This is a genomic window from Sphingomonas sp. LH128 (genome assembly GCF_000293195.2).
Lineage (GTDB): Bacteria > Pseudomonadota > Alphaproteobacteria > Sphingomonadales > Sphingomonadaceae > Novosphingobium > Novosphingobium resinovorum_A.
The window spans coordinates 1-21,419 of sequence record NZ_ALVC01000144.1 but is presented as its reverse complement, the minus strand read 5'-3'; the positions used below and the strand labels follow the sequence as shown (position 1 = coordinate 21,419).

The window sequence follows — 21,419 nt, the reverse complement described above, 5'->3', positions numbered from 1 at the left end:
CTCACTTCACCGCTACCGGCACGCCGGCCATCCGCCCGGGAAAGCCCTCCAACAACTGGGTAACGCGCTTGATCGCGCCTTCGGGCGTGCGCACATCACCGCCCATCTGGCGGTCGGCATTCAGCCAGACCAATTCACCGGTCTTAAGGTCCACCAGGCCGGCATGGCCCCAATGGACGCCGGACGTCACGCTGACACCAGCCATCGCGCTGAATATCTGCAGTGCCTTGCGGCCCGCTGATCCATACGAATCGTACGTATTGATGAACAAGGCATAGTCGGCATTCTTGAGCGAGCTGATCTCGGCGATGCCGGGGCCGACGCCCCATTCGAAGGTGTCCTTGCGCTTCTTGGTTGGAAGCCTGTTGCCGGGGAAGAACTGGAACTCGATCACCGAATCCGCCACGGTGCCGAACAGGTTCTCGTACTGCCCGACCACGCTGCCGTCGCTGCTTGTGCCCTCGTCGTAATCGACGACGACATTACCGAGTTGACCCTGCGCATCCTTGAGCGCCGTGCCCAGATTTTCCCGCGCTTGCGCCGTCCAGTCGGCGTTCGGTTCGTTCATGCCGCCCGTGGACTGTTCTCCGACGCGGATTGTGGGTCGCATCAGAACAATCCGCACGGTCCCCGGCTTGAGCGAGAAACCGGGCTTATTCCCAGTCTTTTCCTGAGCAACGACTTGCGCAGAACACAGAACTAGTACGCCCGCCAAGAGCGCACGCACGAAATGTCGCACATACATCATTATGATTCCCCCGTTTCACGCTGAAATTGCGCGATCTTTACGAGGGAGCAACAGAAATTTTCGAAGCAATGCCCGACCTGTAAGACTTTTTAGGTAGGAGGCTCGTAAATCTCCCAGCTAGATTGGCCCTGAACGGTCAGGACGGCAGGCATCACTCCTCCTCGAACAGCCCCGCGAGCTGCTCGATCATCGTGCCGCCGAGTTGCTCGGCATCCATGATCGTCACGGCGCGGCGGTAGTAGCGGGTCACGTCGTGACCGATGCCGATCGCCACCAGCTGGACCGGGGACTTGCTCTCGATCCATTCGATCACGCGGCGCAGGTGCGCTTCCAGATAGCCCGCCGAGTTCACCGAGAGGGTCGAATCGTCCACCGGCGCGCCGTCGGAGATGACCATCAGGATGCGGCGGTCCTCCTGACGCGCCAGCATGCGGTTGTGCGCCCAGAGCAGCGCCTCGCCGTCGATGTTCTCCTTGAGAAGCCCCTCGCGCATCATCAGGCCGAGGTTCTTCTTGGCGCGGCGCCAGGGTTCGTCGGCCTTCTTGTAGACGATGTGGCGCAAGTCGTTGAGGCGGCCGGGGTGCGCGGGCTTGCCGTTCGCCAGCCAGCTTTCGCGGCTCTGCCCGCCCTTCCACGCGCGGGTGGTGAAGCCGAGGATCTCCACCTTCACGCCGCAACGCTCCAGGGTACGTGCCAGCACGTCCGCGCTGATCGCCGCGATCGATATGGGGCGGCCGCGCATCGAGCCGGAATTGTCGAGCAGCAGGGTGACGACGGTGTCCTTGAACTCCACGTCGCGCTCGATCTTGTAGGACAGCGACTGCCCCGGCGAGACGACCACGCGCGCCAGACGCGCGGCATCGAGCAGGCCCTCTTCCTGGTCGAAGTCCCACGAGCGGTTCTGCTGCGCCATCAGGCGGCGCTGCAGGCGGTTGGCAAGGCGCGTCACCACGCCCTGCAGGCCCTTGAGCTGCGCATCGAGATAGGCGCGCAGGCGGGTCAGTTCCTCCTCGTCGCAGAGATCGGAGGCGCCGACGACTTCGTCGAAGGCTTCGGTGAAGACCTTGTAGTCGAAGCTATCCGGGATGTCCGTCCATGGACGGTTCGGGCGAACGGGGAGCATGCCCTCCTCGCCTTCCTGGCCGTCTTCGCCCTCCTCCATGTCGTCGGAGGTTTCGCCTTCGGCCTCGCTCTCGCCCTCGTCGTCGCCCTGCGAGGGTTCGGCGGCCATTTCGGCGGGATTCTGGTCCTGCCCCTCTTCGCCGCCTTCCTCCTGCTCCTCGGTCTCTTCCTCGCCGTCCATGTCTTCCATGTCGGTGGGTTCCTGCGGCACTTCCTCCGCGCGGGTGAGTTCAAGGTGCTGCAGCATGTCGAGCGACAGGCTCTGGAACGCCTTCTGGTCGTGCAGCGAATTCGCCAGGGCATCGAAGTCGGTGCCGGCCTTGCGCTCGATCCACTTGCGGACCATTTCGACGCCGGGGCGCGCGATCTCGGGGATTTCCTGACCGGTCAGGCGCTCGCGCAGCAGCAGCGCAAGGGCTGCGGGGACCGGCACCGCGTCCGGCGTGTCGGCGCGGCTGATGGGATCGGACGTGATGCGCGTCAGCAGCGCGGCATCGAGATTGTCGCGCATGCCGTCGTAGGCATTGGCGCCCAGCGCCTCGTAGCGCACCGTCTCCACCGCATCGAACGCGGCGCGCGCGGTCGGCTCGGCGGGGGCATTGCGCATGTGCAGCCTGTCGTCGTGATGCCGCAGCTTGAGCGCGAAGCTGTCGGCGAAGCCGCGCGCCTGCATCGCGGCGGCGCGCGGCAGGCTGCGGCCGGGCATCGGCACGCGGAAGGTGTTGCCGGTGGAACTGGGCGCATCGGCGGTCCAGTTCACTTCGACCTCCGCCTCCTGCGCGATGGCGCGCGAGGCTCCGGTGAGGACGGACTTGAAGCGATCGGTTGGGGATTCGTCGGACATTGCCCGAGGTGCCTAGCGCATTGGCGCGGCTGGCTCAAATGGGCGATGTGAGAGGGGGTGGTTTGAGGCGTGAGGCTGAAGCCCACCCCTGCCCCCTCCCGCATGCGGGAGGGCCGGGAAGCGTGGCCCGCAGGGCCTGGCCGGACGGGGTGGGCAGGCCCCGCCCCGTCAGATCAGATCGACTGCCCGGTCTTCGCCCAGTCGGCGAGGAAGCCTTCGATGCCCTTTTCGGTCAGGACGTGCTTGAACAGGCCCTTGATGACCGACGGCGGCGCAGTCATCACGTCGGCGCCGATGCGCGCGGCTTCCAGAACGTGAACGCCGTGGCGCACCGAGGCGACGAGGATCTCGGTCGCGAAGTTGTAGTTGTCGTAGATCAGGCGGATGTCGCTGATGAGCGCCATGCCGTCGAAGCCGTTGTCGTCGTGACGGCCGACGAAAGGCGACACGAAGGTCGCGCCGGCCTTGGCGGCGAGCAGCGCCTGGTTGGCCGAGAAGCACAGCGTCACGTTGACCATGGTGCCTTCGCCGGTCAGCGCCTTGCAGGTCTTGAGGCCGTCGATGGTAAGCGGCACCTTGATGCAGACATTGTCGGCGATCTTGCGGAGGATTTCGGCCTCGCGCATCATGCCCGCGTGGTCGAGCGCGACGACTTCGGCGCTGACGGGGCCGGTGGTCAGCTTGCAGATCTCGGCGGTGACTTCCATGAAATCACGGCCCGACTTGGCGATCAGCGAGGGGTTGGTGGTCACGCCGTCGAGCAGGCCGGTGTCGGCCAGTTCCTTGATGTCGGCGATTTCGGCGGTGTCGGCGAAGAACTTCATGGCGTGCGTATCCCTGCGGCGCCGCGATGGGGGCGGCGATTCTGCGCGCCCCTATAGGCAATGCCGCGCCGGGGTGCCACCCGTGTTGGCATGCGCGCACAACCGGCGTCATCCCAGCGAAAGCTGGGACCGCTGGCCTGTTACGGCCAACGCGCGTTCGAACCCAGCCCCGCCGAGGGTTGGGCTTGGCTCGGCCAGCGGTCCCAGCTTTCGCTGGGATGACGGGGGTTTATCGATTAAATGCCCTTGGCCAGCTTCAACGCCGCGATCAGCGCGCCGTCATTGGTGCTTTCGGGATGCGCGCGGATATCCGCTTCCTGCGCGCCGATCTCGTACCAGATCGCATTGTCCGCCTCGAGCGCCAGGGCATGCGCCGCGTCCGCCATGTTCACGCCGGTCAGCGCATTGACGGCGGTATTGAGGATCGGATCCTCGGCCATGCGCATCACCCGGTCGAGTTCCGGGATCATCGCATTGACGAGGCCGGAGCCCATCGACTGGCGCAGGAACGTCGTCGCCGAAGTATCGCCGCCCCGCAGCAGAGCCAGCGCGTCGGTCACCGTCAGCGAGCGCACCGCATCGTAGACGATCGGCGCCGCGACGCGCGCGCCGTCCTCGGCGATGCGGTTCAGTTCGCGCTGGAGCTTTTCCTTGAACAGCGGCGAGCGGAACACCTTCTGAGCCACCGACCCCGGACGGCCGAACAGCACCGGCATGTTGATGCGGGCGACCTGGCTGTCCCAGAAACCGTCGGGCTGCGTCAGCCGCGCGAAGGCGCGTTGGCTGGAAAGCATCAGCAGGTTCTCGATGATATCGGTGTAGCTGGGCCGCCCGATCGTGGTGCAGCCTGGTAGTGCCATGACGCCCGTAGCCAGAAATCCGGCCAAAACTGCCCGTCGTCCCACTGCCTGCATGCTCGATCCCCCATTCATCTGCGCGTACTCCTTCACGACCCCGTTTGCCCGCGCCTATATGAACGCAGATGCAACGTGTCCGACTCCTCGTCTTCAACGCCGCGCTGGGCGTCCTCGACTATCGCGTGCCGGAGGGAATGACGATCGAATTCGGATCGATCGTCATCGCCCCCCTTGGTCCGCGACAGGTGCTGGGCATCGTCTGGGAACCGGAACGCCTGAACGCGCAGGAAGTGCCTGAAAGCAAACTGAGACCTTTGCTCGGTGTGATGCCCGCGCCGCCGCTGTCGGAGCGGTTGCGGCGGCTGATCGAATGGACCGCCGATTACTACTGCGCCCCGCTGTCGTCAGTGGCGCGCATGACGCTGGGCAGCATGTCGGCGCTGCGCGGCGGCGGCACGACCACCGAATACCGCCTGACCGGCGAGGAGCCCGCCCGCCTTACGCCCCAGCGCGCCGCAGCGCTCGATGCGCTGCAGGGGGAGCAGGGCGCGATCCGAGAACTGGCAGAACTCGCCAGCGTATCGGAGGGCGTGCTGCGCGGCATGGTCGGCGCGGGACTGCTGGAGGCGGTGACGGTCGATCTCGACCGGCCCTATCCCCCTGCCCGCCCGGAATTCGCCGAGCCGAAGCTCAACGACATCCAGCAGCACGCCGCCGACATTTTCGTCGAGGCGGTGAAGGCAAAGAAGTTCGCCCCCTTCCTGCTCGACGGCGTCACCGGCTCGGGCAAGACCGAGTGCTACTTCGAGGCTGTCGCCGAAGCGATACGCATGGAGCGGCAAGTGCTGGTGCTGCTCCCCGAGATCGCGCTGACGGAAAATTTCCTGCGCCGCTTCGAGCATCGTTTTGGGGTGCCGCCGGTGCTGTGGCATTCGTCCTTGAAGTCCAGCGAAAGGCGCCGGGCGTGGCGTGCGGTATCGTTAGGTGCCGCGAAGGTCATCGTGGGTGCCCGTAGCGCGCTATTCCTGCCTTACGCGAATCTGGGCCTGATCGTGGTCGACGAGGCGCACGAAATCTCGTTCAAGCAGGACGACGGGGTGCGCTACAACGCCCGTGACGTGGCCGTGATGCGCGCGAAATTCGAAGGAATTCCGATAGTTCTCGCCAGCGCCACCCCGGCGCTGGAATCGATGCAACTGGCCGAAGCCGGGGTCTATCGCAAGATTGACCTGCCCTCGCGCTTCGGCGGCGCGACATTGCCCGCGATCAACATCCTCGACCTGCGCGAAGAGGCCCCCGAACGCGGCCGCTGGATCGCACCGAGGCTGGTGGAGGCGATGAAGGACCGGCTGGCCAAGGGCGAGCAGTCTCTGCTGTTCCTCAACCGACGGGGCTATGCGCCGCTGACCCTGTGCCGCAACTGCGGCTACCGCTTCCAGTGCCCCAACTGCACGGCATGGCTGGTAGAACACAGGTTTTCCAAGAGGTTAACCTGCCACCATTGCGGCCATGAGACACCCGTGCCGGAAGCCTGCCCCGACTGCGGCACCGGCGACTGCCTCGTCGCCTGCGGCCCCGGGGTGGAGCGCATCGCCGACGAAGTGGCGGAAATCCTGCCCGAAGCGCGCACCGCGCTGGTTACATCGGACACCATGAACACGCCTACCGCGATCGGCGAATTCGTGGCGATGGCGGAAAACAAGGCGATCGACGTCATCATCGGCACCCAGCTGGTGACCAAGGGCTACCACTTCCCCGACCTGACGCTGGTGGGCGTGGTCGACGCCGACCTCGGCCTCGAAGGCGGAGATTTGCGAGCCGGTGAAAGGACTTACCAGCAGATCGCCCAGGTAGCCGGCCGCGCCGGTCGCGGCGAAAAGCCTGGCGAAGTTCTCATCCAGACCCGCCACCCCGAAGCCGCCGTCATCGCCGCCCTGGCCAACGGCGACCGCGACGCCTTCTATGCCGCCGAGACCGAAGCCCGCCGCGACGCCGGGGCGCCGCCCTTCGGGCGTTGGGCCGCGATCATCGTCAGTTCGGAGGATCAGGCCGAGGCGCTATCCGCCGCCCGCGCGATCGGCGGGACAGCGCCGAACCTGCCGGACATGCTGGTGCTCGGCCCTGCCCCCGCGCCGCTCTCCCTGCTGCGTGGCCGCCATCGCTTCCGCCTGCTGATCAACGCGCGCCGCTCGGCGGAACTGCAGAAAACCTTGCGCGAATGGCTCGATCCGCTCGAGTTCCCGCGCGGGGTGCGCGTGAACATCGACATCGATCCCTATTCGTTCGTCTGACCCTGCTTCCAGCGCGGCGGCATGAACTCCCCCTTGCGGTAGGCGTATCTCAGCAGGGCGACGCCTGCGATCGTCGCCACCACCAGCGCCACGCCCGAGGCTTCGAGCCCGAACGCCCCGCCGGTCAGCAGTTCAGGCCCGCTGAGGCGCGTCTCCACCAGCCCGCGCGGCGTCCCTCCCCCGGAAACGGGGATCGACCAGATCCACCCCTGCGTGAAGTTCCAGCCCATGTGCAGCCCGATCGGCGCCCACAGCCGCCGTGTTACAAGATAGGCCGCACCCAGCAGAATCCCCGCCTCGCAGGCGATGGCGAAGGCGGCAAACAAGCTGGCACCGGGATTCATGAGGTGGGCGAATCCGAAGAACGCGGACGTCACCGCCAACGCCGCCCATGTTCCGAAAACTGCCTCGAGCTGGCGCTGGATGACGCCGCGGAACACGGCCTCCTCCACCATACCGCTATAGAATGCGATCCCGAACCAGACCCACAAGTCGCCCGTGCCTCGCAACCCGACGATCGAAAGCCCTCCAAGCAGCGCGACCGCTCCCACGACAAGGCTGAACAGGATCACACCGCCCAGCACGCCCGCTACCAGTTCTCCTCCGGCGCGCCCGGGCCGGACGCCGTCGCGCGGCTCCCGCACGATCCAGCGCTGGAAGGCATGATAAGCCAGCAGTCCGCAAATCCCGACAAGCAAGCCCGAGAGCGCCCGCAGCGGCGAGGAACGATCGATATGAAGCGCATTGATGGCGATGCCCGGCAGGATCGCGCCAAGAGCGACCAGAACCACGCCGATCGGCAGAAGCACTAGTGGATGCGCAAGAAAGCGGCGAAACGGCCCCCGTTTGCCGCGTTCCTGTCCTGCTTCATCGATAGCGTTTGTCATACGGGCCCCCGCTCCTGCACCGAGGCTTGAAGCGGAAGTTTCGATGACTGTCGAGCGGAAGCCGAAAGTCGGTGCCCTTTCGCTGCCCGGCAATTGGAACTTCCCATTTCATCCGCGCAGCTGGTGAACCGGATAACATGGCAAAGTGTCCACCCTGCGGCGACGCGCGACATTCCGCCAACGGGTCCGCACTGCGCGATGCGGTCGAACGACATATCGCATCGGCGGTTCGCCGCGAAAGGACGGCGCCTCAGCTCGAGCCATCGCATAATGGCCAGCATCGCTGCGCCGTCTGCATCGTCCAGAGTAACGCTGCAAAGAAGCACCGATCGGCATCAACGGCCATGCACCGAGGCATCCTTTCGCCCAAGTTCTCCGGCTGTCGGCCGTAATACAACTGGCGGCACGGGCCGGGCCAGACCCTCGATTCGATGGGTCGTCGGAATACTCCGTAGCGAATTCGTGCCCGACATTGCACACTGCATCGCAAGGAGGCTTCCCGCCACTTGCTTTTAAACGGCTTACCTGTCCTTTGTCCCCAGGGTCAAAGGGGCACCTTGCGTTGTAACGGTATCGTCGCTATGCGCGCCCCGTCAGCGGGCTGGGGGAGCACGCGCTGTTGTTGCGTCCCCGACCCGAACCCACCTGCGATGTAAGGATAGGACAGGCGTGGAGAATTCCGGAGGCATCAAGGCCAGCTTGCAGGGACGCTACGCTTCGGCGTTGTTCGATCTCGCGAGCGAGAACGGCTCGGTTTCGGCCGTTGAGAACGACCTCGACAACCTCGGCCAGGCCCTGCGCGAGAGCGACGAGCTTGCCGCGCTGATTCGCAATCCGCAGATCAGCCGCGATGCCGCCGCCAAGGCGATCGAAGCGGTCGCGGGCGTGCTCGGCACATCGCCGCTCACGAAGAACTTCCTCGGCGTTCTGGCAGGCAATCGCCGCCTGTCGGCCCTGCCCGAGATCATCCGCGCCTTCGCCAGCATCGCCGCCGCCCAGCGCGGCGAAGCGACGGCCGAAGTCGCATCCGCCCACGCGCTTTCCGACGAACAGGTCGAACAGCTTCGCCAGAAGCTGGAAGTGCGTGAGGGTCGCAAGGTCAAGATCAAGACCAGCGTCGATCCGGAACTGCTCGGCGGCCTCGTCGTCACCATCGGTTCCAAGCGCATCGACAGCTCGATCCGCACCCGTCTCAATTCGCTCGCCCAGGCCATGAAGGGCTAAGAAAGGCAGAACAATGGATATCCGCGCAGCAGAAATCTCGAAGGTCATCAAGGACCAGATCGCCAGCTTCGGCACCGAAGCCCAGGTTTCGGAAGTCGGTTCGGTTCTGTCGGTCGGTGACGGCATCGCCCGCATCCACGGCCTCGACAACTGCCAGGCCGGCGAGATGGTCGAATTCTCGAACGGCGTGCAGGGCATGGCCCTCAACCTCGAAGCCGACAACGTCGGCGTCGTGATCTTCGGCTCGGACGCCGAGATCAAGGAAGGCGACAGCGTCAAGCGTACCGGCACCATCGTCGACGTTCCCGTCGGCAAGGGCCTGCTCGGCCGCGTGGTCGACGCGCTCGGCAACCCGATCGACGGCAAGGGCCCGATCATTGCCGACAAGCGCGCCCGCGTCGAATCGAAGGCTCCGGGCATCATCCCGCGCAAGTCGGTGCACGAGCCCGTGCAGACCGGCCTGAAGGCGATCGACGCTCTCGTTCCCGTCGGCCGTGGCCAGCGCGAGCTGATCATCGGTGACCGCCAGACCGGCAAGACCGCCGTCGCCATCGACACCTTCATCAACCAGAAGGAAGCGAACCAGGGCGACGACGAGGGCAAGAAGCTCTACTGCATCTACGTCGCCGTCGGCCAGAAGCGCTCGACCGTCGCGCAGATCGTGCGTCAGCTCGAAGAGAACGGCGCGATGGAATACTCCATCGTCGTCGCCGCGACCGCTTCGGAGCCGGCTCCGCTGCAGTACCTCGCGCCCTACACCGGCGCCGCGATGGGCGAATTCTTCCGCGACAACGGCATGCACGCCGTCATCGTGTACGACGACCTTTCCAAGCAGGCCGTCGCCTACCGCCAGATGTCGCTCCTTCTGCGTCGCCCGCCGGGCCGCGAAGCCTACCCCGGCGACGTGTTCTACCTCCATAGCCGCCTGCTGGAGCGCGCAGCCAAGCTCAACGACGAGAACGGTGCCGGTTCGCTGACCGCCCTTCCCGTCATCGAGACGCAGGCTGGCGACGTTTCGGCCTACATCCCGACCAATGTGATCTCGATCACCGACGGCCAGATCTTCCTTGAAACCGGCCTGTTCTACCAGGGCATCCGTCCGGCCATCAACGTGGGTCTGTCGGTGTCGCGCGTCGGTGGTGCAGCCCAGACCAAGGCGATGAAGAAGGTCGCCGGTTCGATCAAGCTGGAACTGGCGCAGTACCGCGAAATGGCGGCATTCGCCCAGTTCGGTTCGGACCTCGACGCCTCGACCCAGAAGCTGCTCAACCGCGGTGCGCGCCTGACCGAACTGCTCAAGCAGAAGCAGTTCTCGCCGCTCGCCTTCGAAGAGCAGACCGTGTCGATCTTCGCCGGCACCAACGGCTACCTCGACGCCCTGCCGGTCTCGAAGGTCACCGAGTACGAGGCCGAGATGCTCAGCTACATGCACTCGGAACATGCCGATGTGCTGGCGCTGATCCGCTCGACCAAGGACTTCGGCGACGAAGCCAAGAGCAAGACCAAGGCCGCGCTCGACGCCTTCGCCAAGCAGTTCGCTTAAGTTAAACCGTCATCCCGGCGAAAGCCGGGATCGCAGGCGGTCTTGAAGCAGCCCTCAACGGCCAAGCGTAAAGACTGCCACCGGTCCCGGACCAGATCCGGGACGACGCAACGAGGAACAACGAGTGGCTTCGCTCAAGGAACTCAAAGGCCGCATCAACTCGGTCAAGTCGACCCAGAAGATCACCAAGGCCAAGCAGATGGTCGCCGCGGCCAAGCTGCGCAAGGCGCAGGCCGCCGCGGAAGACGCTCGCCCTTACGCGGCGCGTCTCGCCGAAGTGATGGGATCGCTGGCGTCGAAGATCACCGTCTCCGATAACAGCCCCAAGCTGCTCGCCGGAACCGGCAGCGACAAGGTGCACCTGCTCGTCGTCGCGAACTCGGACAAGGGCCTGTGCGGCGCGTTCAACTCGAACATCGTCAAGGCGGCCCTCGCCAAGGCGCGTGATCTGCAGGCGCAGGGCAAGGCCGTGCTGTTCTACCTCGTGGGCCGCAAGGGCCGCGCGGTGATCCGCCGCGAGCACCCGAACCAGGTCGCCCACATGTTCGACACCTCGGACGTGCGTAACCCCGGTTACGACGAAGCCGAGCGCGTCGCCGACGAACTCGTCGCGATGTACGAGGCGGGCAAGTTCGACGTGGCGCACCTGTTCTACTCGAAGTTCCGTTCGGCGCTGCTGCAGGAACCGACCGACCAGCAGATCATCCCGGTCCCGGCCCCCAAGGCCGTTGCCCAGACTGCCGACGCGGTCACCGAATACGAGCCCGATGAGGAGGAAATCCTCGCCGCCCTGCTCCCGCGCTATCTGAAGACCCAGCTCTTCGGCGCGCTGCTGGAGAACGCCGCGTCCGAACAGGGTGCGTCGATGACGGCGATGGACAACGCCACGCGCAATGCCGGCGACCTCATCAAGAAGCTGACGATCGTCTACAACCGCACCCGCCAGGCTGCGATCACCACCGAACTCGTCGAAATCATCGCGGGCGCGGAAGCGCTCTAAGAACCGCAGGCTAAGGAAACCGAAATGGCCACTGCACCCGTGCTCAACCTCACCACTACCGGCAAGATCAGCCAGGTCATCGGCGCTGTCGTCGACGTGACCTTCGAAGGCGAACTGCCCGCCATCCTCTCCGCGCTGGAGACCGAGAACAACGGCCAGAAGCTGGTTCTCGAAGTCGCCCAGCACCTCGGCGAGAACACCGTGCGCACCATCGCGATGGACGGCACCGACGGCCTGACCCGCGGTCAGGCCGTCGCCAACACCGGCAAGCAGATCTCGGTGCCGGTCGGCCCCAAGACCCTCGGCCGCATCATGAACGTCGTCGGCGACCCGATCGACGAGCGCGGCCCGATCGGCTCGGACATGTTCTCGCCGATCCACGCCGAGGCTCCCGCCTTCATCGACCAGTCGACCGAAGCGTCGATCCTGGTCACCGGCATCAAGGTCATCGACCTTCTCGCCCCTTACGCCAAGGGCGGCAAGATCGGCCTGTTCGGCGGCGCGGGCGTGGGCAAGACGGTTCTCATCCAGGAACTGATCAACAACATCGCCAAGGGCCACGGCGGCGTCTCGGTCTTCGCGGGCGTCGGTGAACGCACCCGTGAAGGCAACGACCTCTACCACGAGTTCCTCGACGCCGGCGTCATCGCCAAGGACGCCGAAGGCAACGCCACCTCGGACGGTTCCAAGGTCGCCCTCGTTTTCGGCCAGATGAACGAGCCCCCGGGCGCCCGCGCCCGCGTCGCCCTGTCGGGTCTGACCATGGCCGAATACTTCCGCGACCAGGAAGGCCAGGACGTCCTGTTCTTCGTCGACAACATCTTCCGCTTCACGCAGGCGGGTGCAGAAGTGTCGGCTCTCCTTGGCCGTATTCCTTCGGCCGTGGGCTACCAGCCGACCCTGTCGACCGACATGGGTGCGCTGCAGGAGCGCATCACCTCGACCACCAAGGGTTCGATCACCTCGGTCCAGGCGATCTACGTTCCCGCGGACGACCTTACCGACCCGGCGCCGGCCGCCTCGTTCGCGCACCTTGACGCGACGACCACGCTGAACCGCGCCATCTCGGAGCTGGGCATCTACCCGGCCGTCGACCCGCTCGACTCGACCTCGCGCGTTCTCGAGCCGCGCATCGTCGGTGCCGAGCACTACCAGACTGCCCGCCGCGTCCAGGAAACCCTGCAGAAGTACAAGTCGCTGCAGGACATCATCGCCATTCTCGGCATGGACGAGCTGTCGGAAGAGGACAAGGTCACGGTCGCCCGCGCCCGCAAGATCCAGAAGTTCCTCTCGCAGCCGTTCCACGTCGCGGAAGTCTTCACCGGCATCTCGGGCAAGTTCGTCCAGCTGGAAGACACCGTGAAGTCGTTCAAGGCCGTCGTCGACGGTGAGTACGACCACCTGCCGGAAGCCGCGTTCTACATGGTCGGCGGCATCGACGAAGCGGTCGAGAAGGCCAAGAAGCTGGCGGCGGACGCCTGATATGCCCCTGCACTTCGAACTCGTCACGCCTGCGAAGCTGGTCCGTTCCGAGGACGTCCACATGGTGGTCGTCCCCGGCACCGAAGGCGAGTTCGGCGTGCTGGCGGGCCACGCGCCCTTCATGTCGACGATCGCCGATGGCGCCCTGAAGGTCTACAAGACCGAGAACGGCGCGCCCGAGGAAATCCGCATCACCGGCGGTTTTGCCGAAGTGGGTGACGCGGGCCTGACCGTGCTGGCCGAGCACGTCGAAGGCTGATCTTCGCGGATAGGCAAACGCAAAGGGCGTCGCCGGGAAACCGGCGGCGCCCTTTGCGTTTGCTCCACGCACCCCGCTCATCCTGAGCTTGTCGAAGGATGGGAGGCACAGCACCACGCCTCAGGAGGCTTCGACAAGCTCAGCCTGCGCGGGGTTGGAAGCTGGGTTTTATCGCCCCACCTTGCGAAACGTCCACTGCACCGGCTCGTTGTCGGCATTCGCCAAATGGTAAGACTTTCTTGACTATGAAGCCCCGTGAATTTGCGGGGATTTCGATGGCGGGCATGAGGATGGAGGCACCGGATGCCGGACGCGTGGGACGCCTTGCACGCATCGTCGCCGACAGCCGCCTTGCCCAGTTCACTTGCCTGCTCGCCTTTGCTGCCCTCATCCGCTGCCCGGCATGGGGCGAGTGGAATTTCGGCATCGACGACCAGTTCTATGCCCTCGTCGGCGAGCGGCTGGCCAAGGGCGACCTGCTTTACGTCGATATCTGGGATCGCAAGGGGCCGCTACTCTACCTGATCTTCACGGCGATCGCTCTCGTCTCGCCAACGATGCTGGCCTACCAACTGGTGGCCACGCTCTCGGCGGCGCTGGGGGCCTACGGCGTCAACCGCATCGCCCGGATGATCGCAACGCCGGGCAGCGCGATGCTCGCGGCCCTCTCCTATCTCGCGCTGCTCAGCCGCTTCGAGGGCGACAATCTGGAAGCGGGAGTCTTCTTCAACACGCTGATCATCGCTGCGGCATGGCTGCTCCTCTCGCGCTTCGATCGCTTGCGCGAAGGGCGCATCGACGCAGGGTTGCTAACAGGATTCTTCTGCGCCGGGATGGGAATCGCGATCAAGCAGACGGTGGCGCTGGAAGGCGCGCTGTTCGGACTGACGGCGATCCTGTTGCTCGCCCGGAGCGGCCGATCCGTCATCGGCGTCGCCTGGAGGGCCGGGCTGCTGGCGCTCGCAGGTAGCCTGCCGATGCTGGCGACCGGGCTGTTCTACTGGATGGACGGGCACTTTGCCGACTTGTGGAACGCGATAGCCACCTCCAACTTCGCGCGCGGCTATGCCGACCCGGCTATCCGGGTGCAGCGGATTTTCACGATGGCGGGGATGCTGGGCATTCCAATGGTCTTCTCCGGGATCGGGCTCCACGCGCTGCACCGGCAGCGAGAGCAACGCCCCATCGCGCGATTGGTCGCGCTCTGGGCATTCGTCGCGCTGGCGCTGATATTCTCGTTCCCCAACATCTACGTGCATTACGCACAGTCGGCGCTCGCACCGCTGGCGATCCTGTGCGCCGGGTACTTCGCGCATCGCCGCCCGGTCTGGCCGGGCCTCATCGCGGTGGTCGGGCTGAGCCTTGCCTTGTCCGGCACCTTCCACTTGCACGACCGCTGGCGTGCCCGGCCCGCTGCCGCAGCGCTGGTCGGCTACGTCGATAGGGAGACGCCGCAGAAGCGCCTCCTCGTATGGGGCGCGCCGAACTATCTCTATGCCAAGATCGGCGCCGATCCGGTCAGCCCGCTCGCCTTTTCGCCGCATCTCTACGAGGGGCGCGAGTGGACCGGCCTCGACGAACGGCGCGAAGTGCGCCGTATCCTCGCCGCCCGTCCGGAGACCGTGGTTGCGCAGACGCCCCTGCCCTCCTCGCCGCTCAACGAGGCAACGGTGGCGATGGTCGATGCCTATACCCGCACCTGCCGCAAGCAGCGCCGTTTCACGATCTACGATCATAACGGCGAACAGGTGCATACGGTGTTCTTCGCCTGCGCCGGATAGCGCGTTGCGTCCTCGTTCAGCTTCGCTAGGTTAGCGCGCCGGGAAAGGAGAGCACCCATGTCCCCCAAAGCCTTCATCGCCCCCGTAGCCATGGCCATGACGCTGGCCGCCTGCGCCACGCAGACCCCGCCTGAAGCCGCCCCGCCCCCTGCTGCGGAAGTCGAACCGACCTGCGGCGCCGATCAGTTCGCCAGCTATGTCGGCCAGCCCGCCACCGATGCCACGATCGCCGCCATCCAGTCGAAGCGCGGCGACAAGCCGATCCGCGTGATCAAACCCGGCATGGCGGTAACGATGGATTACCGCGCCGAACGCCTCAACGTCGACGTGGACGAGAGCGGCGCGATCAAACGCTTCTACTGTTCCTGATCCCGGCGCAATATTCGGCAAGCCCACCTCGGCGACGGCGCGCGAAATTGCGCCGCCGTCGCCGCATTGCCTCTTTACACGGCGCGCGCGCGTGCCCATAGGCGAGGGCATGACCCTTCTGCTCGGCCTTACCCTGCGACTTATCCGCCCTTGGGCGTGAAGTAGTGCGTCGGCCTGCGGCGCGCTCGGCGCTCAAGGGGACCTGAACCGACATTGCCTGCAGACGAATTACCGAGCGAGAATACCCCCATGACCATGCTGAAAGACCCTTCGGTCAAGTATCGCCCCTTCCCGCAGATCGACCTGCCGAACCGCCAGTGGCCCTCGCAGGTCATCACCAAGGCGCCCCGCTGGCTCTCCACCGACCTGCGTGACGGCAACCAAGCGCTGATCGACCCGATGGGCGCGGAAAAGAAGAGCCGCTTCTTCGACCTGCTGGTGAAAGTCGGCCTCAAGGAAATCGAGGTCGGCTTCCCGAGCGCGGGCGCGACCGAGTTCGACTTCATCCGCGGCCTCGTCGATCAGGATCGCATCCCCGAGGACGTGCTGGTGCAAGTGCTGACCCAGTCTCGCCAGGACCTGATCGAGCGTACGTTCGAGAGCCTGGCTGGCGTGCACGCGGGCATCGTCCACCTCTACAACGCCGTCTCGCCGCTGTGGCGCAATGTCGTGTTCGGCATGGAACGGCATGAAATCCGCGGCATTGCGGAAACCGGCGCGAAGATCATGCGCGATCAGGCGGCGAAGTACCCGCAGACCAAGTGGCACTTCGAATACTCACCGGAGACGTTCTCTACCGCCGAACTCGATTTCTCGATCGAGTGCTGCGAGGCGGTGATGGAAATCCTGCAGCCCACGCCCGAGAACCCCATCATCCTCAACCTGCCCGCGACGGTCGAGGCGGCGACGCCGAACATCTATGCGGATCAGATCGAGTACTTCTGCCGCAACCTGCCGAACCGCGATGCGGCGGTGATCTCGCTGCACACGCACAACGATCGCGGCACCGGCGTCGCGGCGGCGGAACTGGGCCTGATGGCCGGCGCCGACCGCGTCGAGGGCTGCCTGTTCGGCAACGGCGAGCGCACCGGCAACTGCTGCCTCGTGACCGTGGCGATGAACATGTACACGCAAGGGGTGAACCCGGAGCTGGACTTCTCGGACATCGACGACGTCATCCAGACGGTAGAATACTGCAACCAGCTCAAGGTGGCCGAGCGTCATCCCTACGGCGGCGAACTGGTCTTCACTGCGTTCTCCGGCTCGCACCAGGACGCGATCAAGAAGGGTTTCGCCGCGCAGGAGAAGCGCAACGACCAGATCTGGTCGGTGCCTTATCTCCCGATCGACCCCGCCGATCTGGGTCGCAGCTACGAGGCGGTGATCCGCGTCAACTCGCAGTCCGGCAAGGGCGGCTTCGCCTGGGTGATCGAGCAGGACCAGGGCCTCAAGCTGCCCAAGCGGATGCAGGCGCACTTCTCCAAGCACGTACAAGAGCTGGCTGACGAACTCGGCCGCGAACTGCAGGCGGGCGACATCTGGGACGTGTTCCAGAAGGCCTACCGCCTGAGCGGCGAGCAGCGCTTCCAGCTGATCGACTGGGATGAGGCCAAGGGGCCGGACAACACCCGCGTCTTCGCGGGCAAGATCGGCGTCGAGGGCAAGGAGCAGTCGGTGTCCGGCAAGGGCAACGGCCTGATTTCCTCGGTCACGGCGACCATCGCCGAGAGCTTCGGCGTCAGCCTCGACGTCAAGGACTATGCCGAGCACTCGATGGGCAAGAGCACGGACGCCCGCGCCGCAGCCTACGTCGAATGCGCCCTGCCCGACGGTCGCACCGTATGGGGCGTGGGCATCGACGAGGACGTCGCCACCGCCAGCGTGCGCGCCGTTCTGAGCGCCGCCAACGCGGCCTGATCCCTTTTCGGCATCGCATTCGAAAAAGGCCCGGCCGGCAACGGTCGGGCCTTTTTCATGAATCCGAAAAAAGCATCTCCATCGACCGGGAGGGAAGTTGCAGCCGCTATGGCGACAAACCGCGTTGCCCCCTTTTGCGTGCCCTGAACGCAGCATTGCGTGTTCGAAAAACCGCAGGAAACCGGTCTTGCGTAAGCATATGCGGTCCGCATCCCGGATTTGCCGAAGCCGTAGCCCGGATTTCATAACGGGGGGCATCGGGCCGTTTCACAAGCATCGGCACAAACGATCGACACGGCTCCGTCTGTCCGCGGCGTCTGTCCCCAACAGGCCTAACGCCTTGACTACGGAGTATTTTACGGAGGCAACACCATGTCGATCAATTCATCGCGATCCTTCCGGCAAACCCTCATGGGCGCGGCGGCGATCCCCCTTCTGCTGCTGGGCGCCTGTGCCGATGGAAACGGCTTCAATCCCGGCTCGGGTATGACGCCCACACAAAGCCCCACACCTACGCCGGGACCAACGCCCACACCGAGCCCCACGCCGACGCCGACCCCCACCCCGGCACCAACCCCGACGCCGACCCCCACGACCACCAGCTACACCGGTCCGGCCGTCGGAGTAGGCATTGGCGGCACTTCGATCCTCGGGCCAAGCGGCTCCGGAACACTGATCGACGTCAACGTGGCGCCGCCCGCCGCAGGACAGTCCTCCAGCGGCCTCGCCGTGGATGTTCTCAGCGGCGACGGCAAGGCTGTAGCGGTTACGCTGCCCACCACACCGCAGGCGACCCAGGCAGCGCTCGCTCCGGTGGGCGCCATTGCCGGAGCGCTGCTGGGGCCTCAGGTCGGCTCCACCGTCAACAGCGTCACGGATGGACTTTCGCCGACTGTGGCGGTGGTTACCTCGACGGTCAGCCAGGTGACCAATCCATTGCTGGGCACGGTCGATGGAGTGCTGGCGCCGGTATTGGGCCAAGGGGGACTGCTCGCCCCGGTTTCCGGACAGCTTGGCGGTCTGGTAGATGGCCTGACCGGCGCGCTGCCAGGTGGCGGCTCCGGCCCGGCGCCGACGTACACCGGGCCGCTCGTCGGTCTGGATCTGGGCAACAATGCCCTGACCGGTCCGAGCACGAGCGGCACGCTCATCGGTGCTAACGTACTGTCCGAGGATTCCGGGCTCGTCTCCGGAACCCTGCTGACGGCCGATGTGCTGTCGGACGGCAAGGTTGTCGATGTGACTTTGCCGACCACGGCCGACGGCGTGGCGCAGGGGCTTGCACCGGTGGGCAACCTCGCCGGTGCACTGCTGGGCGAGCAGGTCGGCGACGGGGTCACGCAACTGACCAACGGACTTTCCCCGATCGTGGCCCCTGTTACAGGCGTGGTGAACTCCGTCGCCTCGCCAGTGCTCGATGCCCTGAACGGAGCTGTCGGCCCCGTGGTGGGGAGTATCGGGGGCGGCGTCGGCAGCGGCGGCGCAGGTTCAGCCCTCGCGCCAGTCACCGGGCTCGTCAATGGACTGCTCGGCGGAGTTTCCGGCGGCGCCGGATCGGGCGATGTCCTGGCGCCCGTCACGGGGCTGGTGAACGGTGTCGTCGGCACGCTCAACGTCAGCTTAAGCGGCACCCTGACCGGAACCGTCAGCGGAGGATTGCTGGGCGGAACGACAGGTTCGGGTGGCGACGCACTGGCCCCCGTCACCGGACTGCTTGGCGGATTACTGGGAGGAAGCACCGGCAATTGAGATGAAGGTCCGCGTGTCCTTCCGCTCTGTTGCCCTCCCCCAGGGAAGACACGCTGCGACCCTGCTGCGGTGACGCGACGGGGGGAGGAGGCGGCCCATGCCGGGGCCGCCTCCTTTCGCGTCACTTCTTCTTGGGCAGTTCGATCTCGGCCACGCCCATGCACATCTTGACGCCCTTCTGGTTCTGCATGAGGTGCTTGACCTGAACCAGATGGCGCCCGTCCTCGTCGACCATCTTGTCGACCACTTCGGCGGTCTGAATGGTGACGTCGCCGCTAAGGGCAGGACCGCGATAATTGGCGGTCGAGTGCACCACCATGCCCCATTCGCCTGCCCAGCCGGCGAGATAGTCGGTCACCCACGCCCCCATCGAGGCGCCGTAGCCATAGGCGCGTGGCATGCCGATCTTGCGCGCATACCTGGGGAACAGGTGCCCGCGTGACGGGCCGTAGTACGCGCCGTCAGTGAGTTCCGGATTGATCCGCTCCATCACCGGATCGTTCTCGTGACCCGCCATTTCCTTGGTGAAGCCAAGAGCCTCCAGGTCGATCGTGCGGCGATCGAGGGTGCCCCATACCGTGAACAGGTACGAGCGCCATTCCGTCGTGAAGCTGGCGACGGTGTGGGGTCCGAACACGCGCTCGGGAAGCTGGTCGCCGATATTCACGTCATCCCACCAGCGTTCGCCATGGCCCAGATCGTGCAGCATCCTGATCCAGCCGAACTTGCGCTCCTCGAGCTTCTCGATCTCGGCATCGGTCCATTCCGGCTCCTCGAACTCGGAGGTATCGACGCGCGCTCCGCCTGCCGCCGCGCGGTAGCGGATGGCGGTCGAACGCTGCTTGGCGATCAGTTCGCCGTGCTGGTTGCGGTAATAGTTGTCACCGCGCTGGAAGCAGGTCGGTCCGAACCCGGTGTCCTTGACGCTGTAGTCGTAGGGAATGCGCTCGTTGGTGATGGTATCGCCGCCGAACACGCGCGGGCCGTAGTGCCAGAACTCATCGCCACCGAACAGCAGGTGCGATTCGGCGATGCCGCCCATGCAGGAGGACGACGTGCCGTGGCTGTCGTCCATCACGATCGGAAAACTCTGCGGCGCCACCAGCTTGCCCCAGCGGCTCGCGGCCGCGAAGGCCGGGTCGTAATGGGCGAGGTTCGGATAGTGCATGGCCTGCACCCAGCGCCGGATGTCGTTGTTCCCCAGCGGCTCGCGGATCGGCGAACTGTCGATGACGGTGCCGAGATACTGGTCGATGTCCGAACAATCGAACGTGGCTTCCCCGATATCCGACATGGTGTGCTCCTTCTCCGCTTCCGCCTGTTAATCGACAGTGGTGTCTATTTCAGTCGCCGGCGAACGTCACGCCTGCGTCCGCCAGAAACGCGGGGGCGGTACGGCGGTCTGCACTCGACACCATGGATGGACCGGATTATGCGATGATTTAATCGAACGATTAAACGGAGACGAGATGCCCCTTCCCGCGCTGTCCAAATCTCTGCGCCTGCCCGTGATCGCGGCGCCGATGTTCATCGTCTCCAATCCGGAGCTGGTCATCGCACAAGTGCGGAGCGGGATCGTCGGCAGCTTTCCAGCGCTCAATGCCCGTCCCGCAAGCCAGCTCGACGAATGGCTCCACCGTATCACCGAGGAAACCCGGGACTGCGCCGCGCCTTTCGCGGTCAATCTCATCGTCCACCGCACCAACACGCGGCTGGAGGAAGACCTTGCAGTGCTCGAGAAGTGGAAGGTGCCGCTGGTCATCACCTCGCTCGGCGCCAACGTGGAAGTCAACGCGGCGGTGCACGGCTGGGGCGGCATGGTCCTGCACGACGTGATCGACGACATGTTCGCCCGCAAGGCCGTGGAAAAGGGCGCGGACGGCCTGATCGCGGTCGCGGCCGGAGCGGGCGGCCATGCCGGGCCGCAGTCCCCCTTCGCGCTGATGCAGGAGATACGCAGCTGGTTCGAGGGTCCGGTGGCGCTTTCTGGGGCGATCGCGAACGGACGCTCGATCCTTGCCGCGCAGGCTATGGGCGCGGACTTCGCCTATATCGGCACACCGTGGATCGCCACGACCGAAGCCAATGCGGATCAGGCCTACAAGCAGGCGATCGTCGATGGCCACGCCTCCCATATCGTGAATTCCAGCCTGTTCACCGGCGTTCATGGGAACTACCTGCGCCCGTCCATCGTCGCGGCCGGCATGGACCCCGACAATCTTCCGGAAGGGAGCAAGGACCAGATGGATTTCGGCTCGGGCGGCAATACCGCTGCGAAGGCCTGGAAGGACATCTGGGGCGCCGGACAGGGGATCGGAGCCATCCGCTCGATCGAGACCGTCGCGGATCGCGTGGAGGTGCTTACCGCACAGTATCAGTCGGCGAAGGACGAACTGCGCACCCGCACCGGCATGGACTGAGCGAGCGGCGCCACGGCGGCACGCGTGGAACCCCATAGCGCGTCAACCATCGCGTCCAGCTCGGTGAAGTCCACGCCCGCGCCCGACGGATCGCGGCGGGGG

17 protein-coding genes are annotated in these 21,419 nt (G+C 65.4%); 11 read left to right on the top strand and 6 right to left on the bottom strand.

Translation table 11 applies throughout. The features are described 5' to 3' along the window. Position 1 precedes the first annotated feature (1 nt). The 4 genes from LH128_RS12690 to LH128_RS12675 form a co-directional block, all read right to left on the bottom strand. Entirely contained in the window at positions 2 to 610 is a 609-nt protein-coding gene (locus LH128_RS12690) for a hypothetical protein (protein ID WP_008830038.1), read from the bottom strand. Between the two features lie 289 nt (positions 611 to 899). Next, entirely contained in the window at positions 900 to 2,714 is a 1,815-nt protein-coding gene (gene cobT, locus LH128_RS12685; protein WP_008830037.1) for a cobaltochelatase subunit CobT, read from the bottom strand. Positions 2,715 to 2,887: 173 nt separating this feature from the next. After that, on the bottom strand, positions 2,888 to 3,538 hold the full coding sequence (gene fsa / locus LH128_RS12680) for a fructose-6-phosphate aldolase (protein ID WP_008830036.1): 651 nt from the start codon (positions 3,536 to 3,538) through the stop codon (positions 2,888 to 2,890). A 236-nt stretch (positions 3,539 to 3,774) separates the two neighbouring features. Further along, the gene (locus tag LH128_RS12675) at positions 3,775 to 4,398 is read right to left on the bottom strand and encodes a DUF4197 domain-containing protein (protein ID WP_008830035.1); all 624 of its coding nucleotides are present in this window, start codon (positions 4,396 to 4,398) and stop codon (positions 3,775 to 3,777) included. A 122-nt stretch (positions 4,399 to 4,520) separates the two neighbouring features. On the opposite strand from LH128_RS12675, the gene LH128_RS12670 reads away from it, so the two are divergent. Next, positions 4,521 to 6,686 (top strand): primosomal protein N', encoded by a 2,166-nt coding sequence (locus LH128_RS12670; RefSeq protein WP_008830034.1) that lies wholly within the window; start codon positions 4,521 to 4,523, stop codon positions 6,684 to 6,686. Here LH128_RS12670 and LH128_RS12665 read toward each other — a convergent pair. Next, positions 6,671 to 7,573: a CPBP family intramembrane glutamic endopeptidase gene (locus LH128_RS12665; protein ID WP_008830033.1), complete on the bottom strand. Its 903-nt coding sequence runs from the start codon at positions 7,571 to 7,573 to the stop codon at positions 6,671 to 6,673. The genes LH128_RS12670 and LH128_RS12665 overlap by 16 nt on opposite strands. Positions 7,574 to 8,242: 669 nt before the next feature. On the opposite strand from LH128_RS12665, the gene LH128_RS12660 reads away from it, so the two are divergent. From LH128_RS12660 to LH128_RS12620, 9 genes are all read left to right on the top strand, one after another. Next, a complete protein-coding gene (locus LH128_RS12660; RefSeq protein WP_008830032.1) occupies positions 8,243 to 8,797 on the top strand; it encodes a F0F1 ATP synthase subunit delta in 555 nt (184 codons plus the stop codon). A gap of 13 nt (positions 8,798 to 8,810) precedes the next feature. Further along, positions 8,811 to 10,340, top strand: a complete 1,530-nt coding sequence (gene atpA, locus LH128_RS12655; protein ID WP_008830031.1) for a F0F1 ATP synthase subunit alpha — start codon at positions 8,811 to 8,813, stop codon at positions 10,338 to 10,340. A 124-nt stretch (positions 10,341 to 10,464) separates the two neighbouring features. Continuing rightward, positions 10,465 to 11,340, top strand: coding sequence for a F0F1 ATP synthase subunit gamma (locus tag LH128_RS12650; RefSeq protein WP_008830030.1), 876 nt, complete (start codon positions 10,465 to 10,467; stop codon positions 11,338 to 11,340). A 24-nt stretch (positions 11,341 to 11,364) separates the two neighbouring features. Then, positions 11,365 to 12,822 carry a F0F1 ATP synthase subunit beta gene (gene atpD, locus LH128_RS12645; protein WP_008830029.1) on the top strand — a complete coding sequence of 486 codons (1,458 nt, stop codon included), beginning with the start codon at positions 11,365 to 11,367 and terminating at the stop codon, positions 12,820 to 12,822. Between the two features lies 1 nt (position 12,823). Beyond that, positions 12,824 to 13,081: an ATP synthase F1 subunit epsilon gene (locus tag LH128_RS12640; protein WP_007682679.1), complete on the top strand. Its 258-nt coding sequence runs from the start codon at positions 12,824 to 12,826 to the stop codon at positions 13,079 to 13,081. A 275-nt stretch (positions 13,082 to 13,356) separates the two neighbouring features. After that, positions 13,357 to 14,862, top strand: coding sequence for a hypothetical protein (locus LH128_RS12635; RefSeq protein ID WP_008830028.1), 1,506 nt, complete (start codon positions 13,357 to 13,359; stop codon positions 14,860 to 14,862). Positions 14,863 to 14,919: 57 nt separating this feature from the next. Continuing rightward, positions 14,920 to 15,231 carry an I78 family peptidase inhibitor gene (locus LH128_RS12630; protein ID WP_008830027.1) on the top strand — a complete coding sequence of 104 codons (312 nt, stop codon included), beginning with the start codon at positions 14,920 to 14,922 and terminating at the stop codon, positions 15,229 to 15,231. Positions 15,232 to 15,480: 249 nt separating this feature from the next. After that, the gene (gene leuA, locus LH128_RS12625) at positions 15,481 to 17,148 is read left to right on the top strand and encodes a 2-isopropylmalate synthase (protein WP_008830026.1); all 1,668 of its coding nucleotides are present in this window, start codon (positions 15,481 to 15,483) and stop codon (positions 17,146 to 17,148) included. 372 nt (positions 17,149 to 17,520) lie between these two features. Next, positions 17,521 to 18,897, top strand: a complete 1,377-nt coding sequence (locus tag LH128_RS12620; RefSeq protein WP_008830025.1) for a hypothetical protein — start codon at positions 17,521 to 17,523, stop codon at positions 18,895 to 18,897. A gap of 121 nt (positions 18,898 to 19,018) precedes the next feature. Here the strand turns inward: LH128_RS12620 and LH128_RS12615 are convergent, their stop codons facing one another. Further along, positions 19,019 to 20,191 (bottom strand): FAS1-like dehydratase domain-containing protein, encoded by a 1,173-nt coding sequence (locus LH128_RS12615; protein WP_008830024.1) that lies wholly within the window; start codon positions 20,189 to 20,191, stop codon positions 19,019 to 19,021. 175 nt (positions 20,192 to 20,366) lie between these two features. Here LH128_RS12615 and LH128_RS12610 point away from each other — a divergent pair, with 175 nt between their 5' ends. Further along, positions 20,367 to 21,317 (top strand): NAD(P)H-dependent flavin oxidoreductase, encoded by a 951-nt coding sequence (locus LH128_RS12610; protein ID WP_008830023.1) that lies wholly within the window; start codon positions 20,367 to 20,369, stop codon positions 21,315 to 21,317. Positions 21,318 to 21,419: the final 102 nt, after the last annotated feature.